This window comes from Dinoroseobacter shibae DFL 12 = DSM 16493 (genome assembly GCF_000018145.1).
Taxonomy (GTDB): Bacteria; Pseudomonadota; Alphaproteobacteria; order Rhodobacterales; family Rhodobacteraceae; genus Dinoroseobacter; species Dinoroseobacter shibae.
Genome location: NC_009952.1, coordinates 2,965,324 through 2,981,186, shown reverse-complemented (window position 1 = coordinate 2,981,186; position 15,863 = coordinate 2,965,324). Strand labels below are relative to the sequence as shown.

Below are 15,863 nucleotides of genomic sequence, written 5' to 3'. Positions count from 1 at the left end.
TGCGCGCCGAGGGTGGCTGTGCCGCCCGGTGCGCGCAAGTCAAAGCGTCAGCACCAGTACCAGCACGCTCGCCACGATGGCCGCGACGCCCAGAACCTCCCGCCCAGTGGTCTTCTCGCGGAACACGAAGGTGGTGGCGAGGAAGGAAAACACAAGCTCCACCTGCCCCAGCGCCTTCACATAGGCCGCGTTCTGCAGGGTGAAGGCGGTGAACCACGCCAGCGATCCGGCCAGCGACGACAGCCCCACCAGGGTCGAGACCCGCCAGGAGGCGACGACCCGAGTGATCTCGCCCCGTTCGCGCCAGGCGAGGTAGCCGGCCATGAGCGCGGTCTGAAACGCCGTGACGCACATCAGGGTGACACTGGCGCGCTGGAACACATCGTCGCTGGCAATCTCCAGCGAGGCCGCGCGGTATCCGATCGCCGACACCCCGAACAGCGCGCCGGAGGCCAGCCCGAGCGCCGCGCCCCGGTTGAACAGCCGCCGCCAGTCGCCCACCGCCTCGGGCGGATCCGACAGGATCACCACGCCCACGAAGCCGATGGCGATGGCCAGCGCCGCGCCGAGGCTGACCGCTTCCCCCAGCACCACGAACCCGATCAGCGCGGTCAGCATCACCTCGGTCTTCTTGAAGGTGATCCCGATGGCGAAGCTGCGATGGGCAAAGAGCGCCACGACGCACATGGTCGCGAAAATCTGCGCCGTGCCCCCGAGGGTTGCCGCCACCCAGAAGCGCGGGCCGAGTGCCGGAAACTCCAGCCCCCGCACCGCGCCGTAGCCAAGCGCGATCACCGCCACCAGCGGGGCCGAGAACAAAAACCGTGAAAACGTCGCGCCCCCGGTGGACAGGCCCGTCACCTTCAGATGCCGCTGCAACATGAAGCGCAGGTTCTGGGCGAAGGCAGCGAAGATGGTGACGGGAATCCACAGGGCCATGGGCCCTTGTGCCGCCCGCCCCGGGCGCTGGCAAGCCTCGCGCCGGACGGGTTGCACCCGCCGGGCAGGACGGTAGGGTCCGCCGGAGCGACGGAGAGACAAGATGCAAAAACACCCCATCGGCCGCGGCGGGCCGGACGTCACCCGGTTCTGCCTCGGCACCATGACCTTTGGCACCCAGACCGGGCAGGCCGACGCCCATGCCCAGATCACCATGGCGCTGGAGGCTGGGTTGAACATCCTCGACACTGCCGAAATGTACCCGGTCAACCCGGTCTCGGCCGAGACCGTGGGCCTGACCGAAACTATCATCGGGGCCTGGAACGCGGCCAACCCGGGGCGGCGCGGCGAGTACGTGCTCGCCACCAAGGTTTCCGGCGAGGGGCTGAAGGCGGTGCGTGACGGCGCACCGATCTCGCGCGCAACCATCGAAACGGCGGTGGAAGCCTCCCTGCGCCGGTTGCAGACCGACCATATCGACATCTACCAGCTGCACTGGCCGAACCGGGGCTCCTACCATTTCCGGCAGAACTGGACCTTCGATCCGAGTGGGCAGAACAAGTCCGACACGCTCGCCCATATCGAGGAGGTGCTGGAAACCGTCGACCGCCTCGTGGCCGCGGGCAAGGTCGGCCATATCGGGCTGAGCAACGAGAGCGCCTGGGGCACCGCCCAATGGCTGCGCGTGGCCGAGACCCACGGCCTGCCCCGGGTGGTGTCGGTCCAGAACGAGTATTCCATGCTCGCACGGCTCTACGACACCGATCTGGCGGAGTTGTCGGTCAACGAAGAGGTCGGGCTGCTGGCCTTCTCGCCCCTGGCCACGGGGCTGCTGACGGGCAAGTACCGGGGCGGCGCGGTGCCCGAAGGCTCCCGCATGTCGCTCAACGGCGCGCTGGGCGGGCGGGTGACGGACCGGGTCTGGGGCGCGGTCGACGCCTATGCCGCCATCGCCGAGGCCCACGGGCTCGACATGACCCATATGGCGCTCGCGTGGTGCGCGCAGCGGCCCTTCATGGGCTCGGTGATCTTCGGCGCGACCACGCGGGACCAGCTGGCTCATATCCTCGACGGTCTGGACCTGCGCCTGTCGCCGGAGGTGCTGGCCGAGATCGACGCCGCCCACAGGGCGCATCCGATGCCGTTCTAGGTTCGCGCGATCACAGCCGCTCGAACCGCGAAAGCTGCGCGTCGTGGTGAAAGAACGGCACGGTCTCGGGCGGGTCGAGCCGGGGCAGGGCCGCCGTGACCTCGCCCAGCACCACCTCGGTGATGAACGGCAGATCCAGCGCCCGCGCCTCGCGCAGGGGCACCCAGTGCAAATGGCTCAACTCGTCCGAGGCCTTGGAAAAATCGTCCGGATCGTCCATCAGCGCGCTGGCCGGGGCCAGCAGGAACCGCGCATCGAACCGGCGCGGGCGGCCCGGCGGCGTGATCGCCCGGAAGACGAAGCGCAAGGGGGCCGCGGTCGGCGCCGCCCCACTGGCCAGGAAGCTGGCCCAGCTGTCTTGCAGCGCGCCATGCGCCGAAGGCCGCCCAGGCCGACCCAGCCGCAGCCCGGTCTCCTCCCAAAGCTCCCTTATGGCCGCGGCGAAGACAGCTTCGGGTGTGCAGCCGCGGGCATCCTTGGCGAGCTTCTCCCGGCAGGTGGCATGGGTGTCCTGAAACAGGGATTGCGCGCTGTCCTCCGGGTCCACCGCCCCGCCGGGAAAGACGAATTTCGACGGCATGAACGCCGCCTTTTCGCCGCGCTGCCCCATCAGGACGCGGGGCGTGTCGCTGTCCTCGTCGCGGATCAGGATCACCGTCGCGGCATGGCGGATCGCAGTCTTGTCCATGGCTCCTCCGGCGCGGCCTGGGCTCAGGAGGGAGTCTCCTCCACCCCGCGGAAGCCATACATCCGGCGCGCCCATTGGTAGCCGATCATGGCCCCTTTCAGACGCGGCAGCAAGTAGAGCGACAAGGCCACGCAGCCCACCGAGAAGATCGCCACGATGTTCAGCGGATCGGGCCGGAAGGTCACGAAATACCAATGCAGCAGCGGCGCCATCAGGTGCCCCACGATCAGGATCGTGAGATAGGCCGGCCCATCATCCGCGCGGTGCCCGTCAAGCTGCTGGCCGCAGACAGCACAGCTGCCGCGGACCTTGAGGTAGCTGCGCATCATCGGCCCCGAGCCGCAATTCGGGCAGCGCCGCCGCCACCCGCGGACCAGGGACGGACGGAGCAGACGCTCCTCCGTGTCGGTGTCATGTGTCATTCCGGAGCTCCCAAACCCCTGTTCGCATCCCCACCTTACAAAAGCGCTTTCAAGAAAGCTGCCTGACAGATTGACTTGCGGCGGGATGTCGCGAAGCGCTGTCGCGCTTTTCCGGTTGCTCCAAGACCGCCCAGGGCCGGTCCGGCACTCTGCGGGCGGCAAGCGGTTCGGAGCGCCTGCCGCCAAGGCGGCGGCGCGCTGGCGTGACGAGGTGCCGGGCCTCAGGCGGCCGAGCGGACCGTGCCGACCGAGACCTGGTTGCGGCCTTCGGACTTGGCCGCATAAAGCGCCCGGTCCGCGGTTTCCAGCAACTCGGACACGCTGGCCTCGGGCGCCGCCGCTCCGCCGATCGCCAGCCCGATACTGATGGTGACGGGAATGCTGCCCTTGCCATGGGGCAGGGCGATCGGATGGTCGTCGATGCTGGCGCGCAACCGCTCCGCCACCCGCCGGGCCTCGTCGAGATCGGTGTCGGGCAGGACCATCAGGAATTCCTCGCCCCCGATCCGCGCGATCACGTCGAGCGAGCGCAGCCGCGTGCGCAGCAGCGTCGCGGTCTCGGCCAGAACCTTGTCGCCGGCGGCATGGCCATAGGCGTCATTGATCTTCTTGAAATGGTCGAAATCCAGGAGCAGTACCGCGAAGGTGCGATGGGTCTTGAGCGCCTCCTGCGCGATGTTGGACAGCTGCCCGAGCGCGAAGCGGCGATTGTAGAGCCCGGTCAGCGGGTCGATCACCGCCTGGCGCAGCCGGTCGGACACCTCGCTGCGCCACTGGTCGTTCGCCCGCTTGCGCTGGAGCTGGGCGCGCAGGCGCACGGCCATTTCCTCCACCGCGATGGGGGCAAAGACCACGTCATCGGCCCCCAGGTCCAGCGCCCGCGCGGCCAGTTCGGTCTCGCCCTGGGGCAGAATGAAGATCTGTCGGCTTTGCCGCGTGGCCGGGCGCGACCGCAGGTCGGTCAGGATGCCGAGGCTGGAGCCCAGCCGCCGCGGATCCGCTTCGATGATGAAGACTTCCGGCTGGTCCTTGCTGGCCTCCAGGGCCTGGGACAGGGTGAACATCCGGATATCCTCGCGGATCAGCCCGGCAAGCCCGTTGGCCCAACCCGGTCCCATCCCGCCCTCTGCCAGCAGCAGCCCGACACAATCGGTCTGGGCAAGCTTGAACGGCGCGGGCCCTTCCGCGAACCCCTGGGCCGCCGCCCCCGCGACCGGTATTGGGAAATCGGTCTCGCGCGAATGGGCCCGGAGCAGGCTGCGCACCCGCGCCAGAAGGGTCAACTCCGTCACCGGCTTGGTCAGGAACTCGTCCGCGCCGCAGGACAGCCCGCGCACCCGCGCCTCGGTATCGTTGAGCGAGGTGATCATGATGATCGGGATATGGGCGGTCTCGGGATCGGCTTTCAGCCGTTCGCACACCGTGTATCCGTCCATGTCCGGCATCAGCACATCGAGCAGGATCAGGTCCGGCTGGGCCTCGTGCGCCATCTTTATCGCGCTGGCGCCGTTGTCGGCTTGCAGGACATCGTAACATGCGGTGGCGAGCTTGACCTTCATGACGATCCGGTTCGTCGCAACGTCATCGACTACGAGGATCTTGCCGGACATGTTCACCTCCGATTTACGTTGTGGTCATGACTGTTAGCGCCCGTTTGGTTAACAAAGTGTTGCCACCGCCCGAAGGAGTTCCCGATGCAGCAAGAAGCAGCCGAAGCCCTCGCCCTCGAAGCCCTGGGCTGGATCGCGTCTCAGGAGGATCTCATGGGGGTGTTCCTGGGGGCCACGGGCAGTGATGTCGCCACCGTCCGAGCCCAGGCGCAGGACCCGCAATTCCTTGTTTCCGTTCTGGATTTTCTGCTGATGGACGATGCCTGGGTGATCGGGTTCTGCGATGCCCAGGGGCGGGCCTACGACGCGCCGATGCGCGCCCTGGCGGCCCTGCCGGGCGGGGCGCAGATGCACTGGACCTGAGCGCGGACCTCGCGCATTCGTGAGATCACGGGCCCGCGCGCGGCGCGCATTCGTTAACCCTTTCCGGACCGAAAGGTTAACGCGCCGGGCGCGTTCCGCACGATTCGCGGCGCGGAATGTTTCGCTTTTGCACGATGTCATGGAATGCGGCAGTATCCTGTGGTACGCATCGCGAAAGTCGTTGAAAAACGCGGCATTCTGCCGCCCATGGGCTGCCGCGACGCGCCATGGGGGCCATATGCGGCACACGCGTCTCGGCTCGCCACGGACGTGGCGCGCCTCTCTCCCTGCGCAGGGGACCGTGCGGTCCGGACCCGGCGAAAGGGGTGGCAAACCGGCAGGCGCGCAGGGGCGCGGCGCCGTCAGGACAAGGGGTGACGCCGTGCTGCGTGCCATCATATTCGACAAGGACGGCACGCTGTTCGACTTCCACGAAACGTGGAGCGGCTGGGCCGCCGATGCGCTGCTTCATCTCGCCGGGGGCGACGGGGCGCTGGCGATGCGGCTGGCCGATGCGGTGGGCTATGACCTGATGCTGCGGCAGTTCCATCCCGACAGCCCCGCGATCGCCGGAACCAGCGCCGAGATCGCCGTCCTGCTCACACCCCACCTGCCGGAGCGGGAGGAAGAGGACGTGCTGCTGGAGCTTCAGGCCCGCGCCAACACCGTGACCCTGGCCGAGGCCGCGCCGCTGCCGCCGCTGATGGACTGGCTCGCCGCGCGTCACCTGCTCCTTGGGCTGGCCACCAACGATTCCGAGGAAGGCGCGCGCGCCCATCTGGGCGACGCGGGCGTTCTGGACCATTTCGACCTGGTGCTCGGCTATGACAGCGGCTTCGGCGCGAAACCCGACCCGGGCATGTTGCTCGCCTTCTGCGACCAGTTCGGCCTGGCCCCCCACGAAGTGGCCATGGTGGGCGACAGCCTACACGACCTGCGCGCCGGGCGCGCGGCGGGGATGCGCACCATCGGCGTGCTCTCCGGCGTGGCCCCCGCCGAAGAGCTGGCGCCCATGTCCGACCGCGTTCTGCCCCATGTGGGCCACCTGCCGGATTGGGTGGGTGAACAACGCCTGCCGGTCCGGGCCCGCCAGGCGCTGGCCTAGGCCCGCCCGGCCGGGTCTGCGGCCGAAACCGACGCTCCGCGTCGCAGACAGGCCCGCACCCCGTTCCGTCCCGCCGTTTGATGAAGAGGTTCCAGCGAAGGACCTCTGACATGGCCAATGACGCAACCCCGAGGCGCAAGCGCAGCGGTGGCCGGGCCGCCAATGCCCGCCGCATCCGCGCCCATGCGATCGAACAGCTGCCCTTCCACGTCCCCCGAAACCCCGACGCGCCCACCGAACCGCTCGCCCCCGAAGGGGTCGCCGCGATCCACGACACCGCCATGCGCGTGCTCGAAGAGATCGGCATCGCCTTCCTGAACGCCGAAGCGCTGGAGATCTTCCGCGAGGCCGGCTGCCACGTGACCGGGGAGCTGGTCCGCATGGACCGCCATTTCGTTCTGGAGATGCTGTCCCGCGCGCCTGCGCAATTCACCCTCACCCCCCGCAACCCGGACCGCGAGATCACCATCGGCGGCCAGCACATGGTGTTCGTCAACGTCTCGTCGCCGCCGAATTATTGGGACATGGAAACCGGAAAGACCCCCGGCACGCGGGCGCAATGCCGCAACCTGCTCAAGCTGTGCCAGTATTTCAACTGCATCCATGTTGTGGGCGGCTACCCGGTCGAGCCGGTGGATGTCCACGCCTCTGTGCGCCACCTCGATGTGCTCTTTGACAAGCTCACCCTGACCGACAAGGTCGCCCATGCCTACAGCCTCGGCAAGGAACGGGTCGAGGACGTGATGGAGATGGTGCGCATCGCGGGCGGGCTGACGGAGGCGGAATTCGCCGCCAGGCCGCACATGTATACCAACATCAACTCCACCTCGCCGCTCAAGCATGACCAGCCGATGATCGACGGCGCCCTGCGCTGCATCCGGCGGGGACAGGCGCTGATCGTGACGCCCTTTACCCTTGCCGGGGCCATGGCCCCGGTAACCCTCGCGGGGGCGGTGGCGCAATCGGTGGCCGAGGCGCTCGCCGCCATCGCGCTGGCGCAATACGTCCGGCCCGGCTGCCCGGTGGCGCTGGGCACCTTCACCTCGAACGTGGACATGAAATCCGGCGCGCCCGCCTTCGGCACCCCGGAATACATGCGTGCCACCCAGATGACCGGCCAGATGGCCCGGTTCTACGGCCTGCCGATGCGCGCCAGCGGGGTCTGCGCCGCCAACGTGCCCGATGGGCAGGCGATGTGGGAGACGTCCAATTCCCTGTGGTCCGCGGTGCAGTCCGGGGCCAACATGGTCTACCACGCCGCCGGATGGCTCGAAGGCGGCCTGATCGCCAGCCCCGAGAAGTTCATCATGGATTGCGAAATGCTCCAGCAGATCGCGCGCTATTTCAGCCCCGATCTGACCGCCACCACCCCCGACGATCTCGCCTTCGACGCCATGGCAGAGGTCGGTACCTCGGGCCATTTCTTCGGGATCCAGCACACCCAGGACCGCTACGAGACCGCCTTCTATCAGCCCTTCCTGTCGGACTGGCGCAATTTCGAAGCCTGGGAACGGGATGGCGCCACCTGGACGGTCGCGCGCGCCCACCGGATCTACAAGGAGATCCTGACCGAGTTCACCCCGCCCCCCATGGACCCCGCCATCCGCGAGGAACTGAGCGATTTCGTCGCCCGCCGCAAAGCCGAAGGCGGCGCGCCCACGGATTTCTGAGCTTTCGGTTCGCCGCCGCGCACGGTATCCCGAAAGGTATGGAACCCAAGCTCGATCAAACGGCGTTTCGCGCCACCCTGGGCCTTCTGGGGCTGGTCACCGGTCTGGCGCTGTGGTCGCTCGACACCTTCGTGATCACGCAGCTCGGCGCACCCCGGCTCGAGCTGGCAATCAGCGCGGCCGCCTTGGGGTTCTTCTCCGCCACCCTGATGATGTCCGGCCCGATGCTGATCGGCCGCGCGATGGCCTGGGCCTGCCTGATGGCGACGCTGCCGGCGGCGCTGCTGCTCTGGGCGAGCTTCCGCTATGTCTCGGTCGAGGCGCTGGCGGACGATCCCATCGTGCTGCTGGCCTTCGCGATCCTGCTGACCGTGCCGCTCCCGTTCCTGATCGCGGCGGACCGCGGCATGCCGCGGGACTACCCGACCCTGTTCAACGAATCCTGGCGGCTGGTGATCCGGGCGGCGGCGGCAGCGGTGTTCTTGGGGGTGTTCTGGGGCGTCTATTTCATCTGCAGCCTGCTTCTGTCGCTGGTGGGGGTCACCTTGCTCGACCGGCTGGTGGATCAAGCGCCGTTTGTCTTCGGGCTCTCCGGCCTCGTGATCGGCCTCGCGCTCGCCGTGCTCTACGAGATGCGCCGCTACCTGTCGCCGCTGCTCCTGCTGCGTCTTCTGCAACTGCTCCTGGTCCCGGTGACGGCGGTGGTGGTGGTGTTCGTGGTGCGTGTCCCGCTCGAAGGGCTGGACCAGGTGTTCTCGGGACTGAGTGCGGCAGCGACCCTGCTGGCCATGACCTTCGGGCTTGCGACCCTTGTGACCTCCGCGCTCGATTGCGAGCCGAGCGAGGCGGGCCTGACCTGGCTCTTGCGCTGGACCGTGCAGCTCGCCTGCTGCCTGATGCCGGTGCTGGCGGGGCTCGGAGCCTATGCGGTCTGGCTGCGCGTGGCGCAATACGGCTGGACGCCCGAGCGGGTCGCGGCGGCCTGCATCTGCGCCGTGGCGTTGACCTATGCGCTGCTCTATTTCTGGGCGGTCGTGCGGCGTGGCAACTGGGATCCACGGATCCGCCAGGGAAATATCTATGCCGCGCTCATCGGGATTGCGCTGGCCGCGGCCTCCCTCTCACCGCTCCTGAACCCGCAGCGGATCGCCGCCCAGAGCCAGCTGGCCCTGTTCAGCGCCGGCCAGACGGACGCCACGCAACTGCCCGTGCGCGACATGGCGCGCGACTGGGGGGTGGCGGGGCAGGCGGCGCTGGAAACGCTCCGCGCCCAGGCCGACCGGGACCTGCAGATCCTGCTGGACGACGCCCTGCGCGAGAGCGCCACCCCCGTCGCCCTGGAGACCCCGGAAGAACAGCGCGCGGCCCTGGCGCGACTGCTGCCGCTGATGCCCGCGGGCGCGAGCTGGCCCGAACCGCTTTGGGACGCGCTCGATGCAGACCAGATCGCCACCTGGCTGGCCGCCTGCCGCGCCGGGCCGGACAGTTGCGTGGCGGTGATCGGCGAGAGCGCGCCGGACCTTCCCGGAGACGAGGCGATCGTGCTGCTGGTGCAGGGGGCGCGCTTCGTGTCGGCCACCATGGTGGGGCTCGACGCGGCGGGCGAGCCGGTGAACTACGTCACCCGCCGCCAGACCAGTGACGAGGCACGTGAGTTGGTGCGCGCCACCCGGCAGGGGGACTATACGCTCGAAGTGCCACGCCGCCGCGGGCTGGTCATCGGCGCGACGCGCCTCTTCCCATCGGGCGACTGAAACTCTCCCATCGATGATTTGAATTGATTGTATTCGCGGCGGCGTTTCTTGGCGCTTTGTTAAGACTCCTGCGCCTAGGATGGCGCGCAAGGAGTCATTTCATGCACGGATTGATCAACAAATCGCTCGAGCTCTTTGTTCGCGAGACCTACGGTGCCGAGACATGGTCGCAGATCGCCATGCGTGCCGAGATACCGGACAATCGCTTCGAGTCGATGCTGATGTACCCGGACGCGCTGACCGACCGGACCCTCGCCGTGTGTCTGGAGGTTCTGGAAAAGGAAAGCAGCGGGTTTCTCGAAGACCTGGGCACGTTCCTGGTCTCGCACCCGTCCGTGCCCGGTGTACGGCGGCTGTTGCGGTTCAACGGCGCGACCTTCCACGACTTCGTCGACGGCCTCGACGACCTGCATGACCGCGCCCGCCTCGCCGTGCCCGATCTCGACCTGCCGGTGTTCGAGGTGGCCCCCCAGGGCCGCAACGCGTTCGAGGTGCGCTGCATCTGGCACCGCGACTTTGCCCTGCCGGTGATCACCGGAGTGCTGCGCGCCATGGCCGATGATTATGGCGTGCTCGCGTTCCTCGCGCCCAGCGACGAAGGCGCCCCCCCGGGGCTGAGCGTGACGCTGCTCGACAAGGAATTCTCCCCCGGGCGTGAATTCAGCCTCGGGGCCTTGCCGACATGACCGCCCCGACGAAACCGCAACAGGTTCTGTGCCTGTCCCGCGATGCGCTCGACACGCTGATGCCCCTCCATGTCTGGGTCGGTCCCGCGGGCGACATCCTGCAATGCGGCCGCACTTTGCAGAAACTCCTGCCGGACACGCAGATCGCGGGCTCGCATTTCTTCGACCATCTGGAGGTTGTGCGCCCGCGCAGGGTCACCCGGCTGGAGCAGTTGCTGCGCATGAATGGGGCCCAGCTCAAGCTGCGCGTCAAGGAGGAGCCGAGCATTCCGCTCAAGGGCGTGGTCGTGGCCCCGCCGGACGGAAACGGTGCCTTTCTCAACCTCTCCTTCGGCATCTCGATCCAGGATGCGGTGCGCCGCTTCGATCTCAGCCTGACGGATTTCGCCGCCTCCGATCTGGCCGCCGAGGCGCTCTACCTGATCGAGGCGAACTCCGCCGCGATGAGCGCCTCCAAGAACCTGGTGGCGCGCCTGCAAGAGGCCAAGACGGTCGCCGAAAGCCGCGCGCTGACCGACACGCTGACCGGGTTGCACAACCGCCGGGCCATGGACCTGACATTCGAGCAATTGCTCGCCAATCCGCCCCGGGACGGCTTCGGCCTGATGCTGATCGACCTGGATTACTTCAAGTCGGTCAACGACACGCTCGGCCATGCGGCGGGGGACATGGTGCTGCTCGAAGTGGCCCGCATCCTGCGCGAGGAAACCCGGTCGGAGGATTTCTCGTTCCGGGTGGGCGGCGACGAGTTTGTGCTCGTCCTGCGCAACTGCAATGATCTGGGCCTGATGACCCGGGTTGCGGACCGCATCATCGCGCGGCTCGAAGAGCCGTTCTATTACGACGGCAAGCCCTGCCGGATCTCGGCCAGCATCGGGATCACGATCTCGGAATTCTATGACCCGGTGGAAATCGACAAGATGCTGTCGGATGCGGACGAGGCGACCTACGCCTCCAAGAACCGCGGCCGGGCGCAGCACACGATCTACCGGCCGGCACCGCCGCCGGGCCCGCCCCGGTCGCAGGATCTGCACTGATCCGGGCGCGCCCTAGATCCCGCGCGACCCGCCCACGGGCCAACCCTCGATCAGCACCCGCAAGCCCAGCGCCGCCCCCGCGAAGATCGACGCCGCGGCCAGGGGCGCGCTCACGGTCAGGATCGCGAAGGCCGACAATCCCTGGCCGATGGAACAGCCCAGGGCGAGCGTCGCGCCGAACCCCATGAACACCGCGCCCATCAGCTGCCGCTTGAGCTCGCGGGGGTCCTCGCAGGCCTCCCACCGGAACTGTCCCAGCCACAGACTGCCCAGCACCGACCCCGCGACCACGCCCAGGACCGAGCCCACCGCGAAGGACAGGGGCCGCACGTCGGACAGCATGAAATAGGCCAGGGTTTCGCCAAGGGGGGCCGAGAAGTTGTGCGACCGTACCCCGATCACTTCGAAACTCGTTTGCGCCAGATACCCGGTCCCGGCCCAGCCCGACACGATCGCCGCCGCCACCACCGCGCCCCAGCGCAGCACCGGCCCGCGCGCCTCGGCCCCGTGCAGCGCCACCGCCAACAGGCCGATCCCGGCCCCGACGCCCACCGCCCAGGGCGGCACCGACAGGACGCCGCCAACCAGGGCGTCCAGCGTCACCGCCGCTTCGAAGCGCAGCACCGGCAACTCGAAGATCCACAATCGCAGTCCCGAGAGCGGCCCGAACAGCGCCGCATAGGCCGTCACCCCCAGCACCCCGACCAGAACGAAGGCCCGGATATCGCCGTTGCCCAGCCGCGCCAGCGCGCCGTAGCCGCAATTGCCTGCCAGGGCCATGCCGAACCCGAAAAGCGCCCCGCCGAAAATCACCGCCACGGGCGAGAACCCGTCGCGCACCAGGAACACCTCCGCCGGAACCAGCAGTCCGGCCCCGGTTAACCCCGCGCAGCCCAGAATGCTCAGCCCCAGTGCTGCGCCCCACATCCGCAGTCGCGCGCCGCTGCCGCCGTAAAGCGCATCCTCGATGGCCCCGAGGGTGCAGAACCGCCCCACCCGGGCGGCCACGCCCAGGGCAAGACCCCCCGCAAGGCCGATCAGGGCGGCCAGCATGGTGCCGGACATCATCTCCATGGTCTCCTCCCGTTCCCATGGATCCATGAACTCATTCTGCCGGGGCCTCAGGTCTCCTTGCAGAACAACTCATAAACCAGCTCGATGATCGCCCGGGAGCGATCATCCGTCAGGCTGTAATAGATCGTCTTGCCCTCGCGCCGCGGTGTGACCAGCCCCTCCAGCCGCAGGCGCGACAACTGCTGCGACACCGCCGCCTGCCGTGCGGCAAGGAGCGTTTCCAGCTCGTTCACCGATTTCTCGCCCGAAGCCAGGTGGCACAGGATCATCAACCGGCCCTCATGTCCGATCGCCTTGAGGAAATTTGCCGCAAGGGTCGCGTTGGCGAGGATCTTGTCCATCTCCGCGTCGCTGATGTCGTCGGTGACTTCGGGCAATGCCATGTGTCGCGCCTCTCTTGGGGCCTAGAATGCAATCTCATCGGCGATGGCGTCAATTCCCGCCTGCGCGCACTCATCGTCGATATCCGGCCCCGGCGCGCCGGACACGCCGATCCCGCCCACCAGCGACCCGCCGCCCTCCTCGATCATCAGCCCACCGCCCAGGGGCAGGGCCTGGCTGATATGGCGGATGCCCTCGGCGAGCGTGCCGGGCTTGGTGGCGGCGTCGAGCTCGGTCGTGCCGCTCCGGAAGCTCACGGCGGTCCAGGCCTTGCGCGTGGCGGTCTCCCAGACATGGGCGCCCGCGAACCGGTCGCGCACGAAGGCCTGCGGCACGCCGAACCGGTCGACCACGGTCACGCCAACCTGGTAGCCGCCCGCGCGGCAGTGCTCCATCGCCGCGGTGGCCGCCGCCATCGCGAGTTCGGGCTTGAGCACCTTGAACTCGACAAAGGCGCTGTCGTCCTGGGCGCTGGCCGCCCCCGCCGCACCGGCGGCAACGGTCATGGCAATCGCGAGTGTTTTCAGATGGTTCATTGGTCCTCCCCGCGCCCTGAGCCGGGCGCTTCACTTTGCGTCGCAGGCGACGCGTCCTCGATCATCTTCGCCAGGATCGGCCAGAAGAAATCCGCCCCCGGATACCCCTCCAGCCGCGCGATCTCCCGCCCCTCCGAGATCAGCAGGAAAGTCGGCGTGAACCGCGCCCGTTGCGCCAGGTCCAGCTCGCCCGGCATATCTCGCAGCTGCATCACCCGCAGCGGCGCCGCGCGCCCCTCGTCGGTCTTGGGGTAGGCGGGCCCGATCTCCCGGTGCCAGGCGGCGCAATAGCTGCAGCCCACCTGCTCGACCATCACCAGTTCCAGCGATTGCGCACGCATCGGTCCCTCCGCCAGGATCAGGGCAAGCGAGACCAACGGGAGCAGGAAGCGGGGCATGGACATTCCGGGTGATCGCAGCCCAGTTGACGGGGCCAATTTCAAATAACATAATTTGAATATGTGAATTGATCAAGGAACCGCGCCATGTTCGACGTCTCGATCCTCGGTGCGGGCTTTGCGGGCCTGTTGTCCTTCCTGTCGCCCTGCATCCTGCCCATTGTTCCCTTCTATCTGTCCTACATGGCGGGCGTGGGCATGAACCAGCTCGAACAGGACACCGAGATCACGCCCGCGATCCGCACCCGCGCGGTGCTCTCGGCGCTGGCCTTCTCGGCGGGGGTGATCACGATATTCGTGGCGATGGGGGCAGGGGCCTCGGCCTTCGGACAGGTGTTGGGGCAGTATATGGACGTGTTGCGCTGGGTCGCGGCGGCCCTGATCGCCACCATGGGGCTGCATTTCCTGGGCGTGATCCGAATCGGCTTTCTCTATCGCCAGTTCCGGATGGAGGCCGGGTCCACCACGAACATGAGCTTCCTGGGCGCCTACCTGATCGGGCTGGCCTTCGCCTTCGGCTGGACCCCTTGCGTCGGCCCGGTGCTGGCGGCCATCCTGTTCACCGTGGCGACGGAGGGGACGGGCATGACGCGCGGCATGTTGCTGCTGACGGTCTACGGGGTGGGCATGACGCTGCCCTTCGTGCTGGCGGCGCTGTTCATCGGCCCGTTCCTGCGCTGGATGCGCGGCTTTCGCCGCCACCTCGGCCGGATCGAGAAGGCCACCGGCGTTTTCCTAGTGCTGTTCGCCGTGCTGATCGGCACCAACAGCATGAACATCATCGCGAACTGGATGCTGAACTATCTGCCCGCCCTGGGCTGAGGCCGCATCCCACAAGTGGAGGATACCATGGGACGTTTTCTGACACTCTGCGCCGCGGCGCTGCTCTGGACGCTGCCGGGACTGGCCGCGCAGCTCGGGGATGACGGGCTGCACAAGACCGCCTGGATGAAAGACACGTTCAAGGACCTGCGCGAGGATCTCGCCGAGGCCAATGCCGAGGGCAAGCGCCTGGCGCTGATCATCGAGCAGCGCGGCTGCATCTATTGCGACAAGATGCACAAGGAGGTGTTCCCCATCCCCGAGATCGACGCGCTGCTGAACGACCAGTTCTTCGTGGTGCAGATCAACATGTTCGGCGATGTGGAGATCACCGATTTCGACGGCGAGGCGCTGGCCGAGAAGGACGCCGTGCGCAAATGGGGGGCGCTCTTCACGCCCACCTTGATGTTCTTTCCCGAAGAGGTGCCCGAGGGCGCCAGCGCCGCCCAGGCGGCCGTCGCCACCATCCCCGGGGCCTTCGGGAAATGGACCACGCTCAACATGCTGACCTGGATTCTCGAAGAGGGCTATACCACCGACGAGCCGTTCCAGAAGTACCACGCCCGCAAGTTCATGGAGCAAAATACCGAGTAATTAGAATGCCCTGGCGATGCTGCAATGCGACATATGCAAAAAATTGAATTTTTTGTTGCATACCGTTGCACGCGGCGCTTATCCTGACCGCCGAGGACAATCTTGGGAGGAAGCGTATGAAGCGCCAAGCGTTGATCGGCACCATTGCCGGTCTGGCCTTCGCCACCGGACCCGCCACGGCTGAGATCATGGCGGAACAGGTTGCATTTACCGAGTATGGCGAGATCGAGCAGTCGCTTTCGGGCACGCCGGGCGATCCCGCCGCGGGGCGCGAGGTCATGGCCTCCCGGGCCCTGGGCAATTGCGTGGCCTGCCACATGGTCTCCGACATGAGCGACATTCCCTTCCACGGGGAAGTCGGCCCCATGCTCGACGGCGCCGGGGACCGCTGGACCGAGGCGCAGCTGCGTGGCATCGTGGCGAATGCCAAGATGACGTTCGAGGGCACGATCATGCCCTCCTACTACAAGAAATCCGGCTACATCCGGCCCGGCAACGCGTTCACCGGCAAGGCGGCAACGCCCGAACAGCTTGAAACGCTTCTGACCGCACAACAAGTGGAAGATGTGGTCGCCTACCTGATGACCCTGACGGAGTGATCCGCCCGGATCGCTCCCAGACAAGGAGAAAACCA

At 67.4% G+C, this 15,863-nt stretch carries 18 protein-coding genes; 10 read left to right on the top strand and 8 right to left on the bottom strand.

Annotation, left to right across the window (positions count from 1 at the left end):
* Window positions 1-39 precede the first annotated feature (39 nt).
* Entirely contained in the window at window positions 40-939 is a 900-nt protein-coding gene (locus DSHI_RS14335) for a DMT family transporter (RefSeq protein WP_012179485.1), read from the bottom strand.
* 103 nt (window positions 940-1,042) lie between these two features.
* Between DSHI_RS14335 and DSHI_RS14330 the strand changes: the two genes are divergently transcribed.
* Window positions 1,043-2,089 (top strand): aldo/keto reductase, encoded by a 1,047-nt coding sequence (locus DSHI_RS14330; RefSeq protein WP_012179484.1) that lies wholly within the window; start codon window positions 1,043-1,045, stop codon window positions 2,087-2,089.
* 10 nt (window positions 2,090-2,099) lie between these two features.
* Here DSHI_RS14330 and DSHI_RS14325 read toward each other — a convergent pair whose 3' ends face one another.
* From DSHI_RS14325 to DSHI_RS14315, 3 genes are all read right to left on the bottom strand, one after another.
* A complete protein-coding gene (locus DSHI_RS14325; RefSeq protein ID WP_012179483.1) occupies window positions 2,100-2,777 on the bottom strand; it encodes an NUDIX hydrolase in 678 nt (225 codons plus the stop codon).
* 23 nt (window positions 2,778-2,800) lie between these two features.
* Window positions 2,801-3,199 (bottom strand): DUF983 domain-containing protein, encoded by a 399-nt coding sequence (locus tag DSHI_RS14320; RefSeq protein WP_012179482.1) that lies wholly within the window; start codon window positions 3,197-3,199, stop codon window positions 2,801-2,803.
* Between the two features lie 221 nt (window positions 3,200-3,420).
* Entirely contained in the window at window positions 3,421-4,809 is a 1,389-nt protein-coding gene (locus DSHI_RS14315) for a diguanylate cyclase (protein ID WP_012179481.1), read from the bottom strand.
* 84 nt (window positions 4,810-4,893) lie between these two features.
* Between DSHI_RS14315 and DSHI_RS14310 the strand changes: the two genes are divergently transcribed.
* The 6 genes from DSHI_RS14310 to DSHI_RS14285 all read left to right on the top strand — a co-directional run bounded on the left by DSHI_RS14310 (window position 4,894) and on the right by DSHI_RS14285 (window position 11,424).
* Complete coding sequence (locus tag DSHI_RS14310) at window positions 4,894-5,172, top strand: DUF3572 domain-containing protein (protein WP_012179480.1); 279 nt, start codon at window positions 4,894-4,896, stop codon at window positions 5,170-5,172.
* A gap of 382 nt (window positions 5,173-5,554) precedes the next feature.
* Window positions 5,555-6,277 carry an HAD family hydrolase gene (locus DSHI_RS14305; RefSeq protein ID WP_012179479.1) on the top strand — a complete coding sequence of 241 codons (723 nt, stop codon included), beginning with the start codon at window positions 5,555-5,557 and terminating at the stop codon, window positions 6,275-6,277.
* Between the two features lie 110 nt (window positions 6,278-6,387).
* The gene (locus tag DSHI_RS14300; RefSeq protein ID WP_012179478.1) at window positions 6,388-7,947 is read left to right on the top strand and encodes a trimethylamine methyltransferase family protein; all 1,560 of its coding nucleotides are present in this window, start codon (window positions 6,388-6,390) and stop codon (window positions 7,945-7,947) included.
* A gap of 38 nt (window positions 7,948-7,985) precedes the next feature.
* Window positions 7,986-9,701: a DUF4153 domain-containing protein gene (locus DSHI_RS14295; protein ID WP_012179477.1), complete on the top strand. Its 1,716-nt coding sequence runs from the start codon at window positions 7,986-7,988 to the stop codon at window positions 9,699-9,701.
* A gap of 101 nt (window positions 9,702-9,802) precedes the next feature.
* Complete coding sequence (locus tag DSHI_RS14290) at window positions 9,803-10,387, top strand: heme NO-binding domain-containing protein (RefSeq protein WP_012179476.1); 585 nt, start codon at window positions 9,803-9,805, stop codon at window positions 10,385-10,387.
* Window positions 10,384-11,424: a diguanylate cyclase domain-containing protein gene (locus tag DSHI_RS14285; protein ID WP_012179475.1), complete on the top strand. Its 1,041-nt coding sequence runs from the start codon at window positions 10,384-10,386 to the stop codon at window positions 11,422-11,424. The genes DSHI_RS14290 and DSHI_RS14285 overlap by 4 nt, the downstream gene beginning before the upstream one ends.
* A 12-nt stretch (window positions 11,425-11,436) precedes the next feature.
* Here DSHI_RS14285 and DSHI_RS14280 read toward each other — a convergent pair whose 3' ends face one another.
* The 4 genes from DSHI_RS14280 to DSHI_RS14265 are packed head-to-tail and all read right to left on the bottom strand — an operon-like array spanning window position 11,437 to window position 13,813.
* The gene (locus tag DSHI_RS14280; RefSeq protein WP_012179474.1) at window positions 11,437-12,525 is read right to left on the bottom strand and encodes a YeeE/YedE family protein; all 1,089 of its coding nucleotides are present in this window, start codon (window positions 12,523-12,525) and stop codon (window positions 11,437-11,439) included.
* Window positions 12,526-12,545: 20 nt separating this feature from the next.
* Window positions 12,546-12,881: an ArsR/SmtB family transcription factor gene (locus DSHI_RS14275; RefSeq protein ID WP_012179473.1), complete on the bottom strand. Its 336-nt coding sequence runs from the start codon at window positions 12,879-12,881 to the stop codon at window positions 12,546-12,548.
* Window positions 12,882-12,902: 21 nt separating this feature from the next.
* A complete protein-coding gene (locus tag DSHI_RS14270) occupies window positions 12,903-13,415 on the bottom strand; it encodes a GlcG/HbpS family heme-binding protein (RefSeq protein ID WP_012179472.1) in 513 nt (170 codons plus the stop codon).
* Entirely contained in the window at window positions 13,412-13,813 is a 402-nt protein-coding gene (locus DSHI_RS14265; RefSeq protein WP_157865340.1) for a thioredoxin domain-containing protein, read from the bottom strand. Before DSHI_RS14265 ends, DSHI_RS14270 begins: the two co-directional genes overlap by 4 nt.
* A gap of 87 nt (window positions 13,814-13,900) precedes the next feature.
* Between DSHI_RS14265 and DSHI_RS14260 the strand changes: the two genes are divergently transcribed.
* The 3 genes from DSHI_RS14260 (at window position 13,901) to soxX (ending at window position 15,828) form a co-directional block, all read left to right on the top strand.
* A complete protein-coding gene (locus DSHI_RS14260; protein ID WP_012179470.1) occupies window positions 13,901-14,635 on the top strand; it encodes a cytochrome c biogenesis CcdA family protein in 735 nt (244 codons plus the stop codon).
* A gap of 27 nt (window positions 14,636-14,662) precedes the next feature.
* Window positions 14,663-15,229, top strand: a complete 567-nt coding sequence (locus tag DSHI_RS14255; RefSeq protein ID WP_012179469.1) for a thioredoxin family protein — start codon at window positions 14,663-14,665, stop codon at window positions 15,227-15,229.
* A 116-nt stretch (window positions 15,230-15,345) separates the two neighbouring features.
* Window positions 15,346-15,828: a sulfur oxidation c-type cytochrome SoxX gene (soxX, locus tag DSHI_RS14250; protein ID WP_012179468.1), complete on the top strand. Its 483-nt coding sequence runs from the start codon at window positions 15,346-15,348 to the stop codon at window positions 15,826-15,828.
* Window positions 15,829-15,863 lie beyond the last annotated feature (35 nt).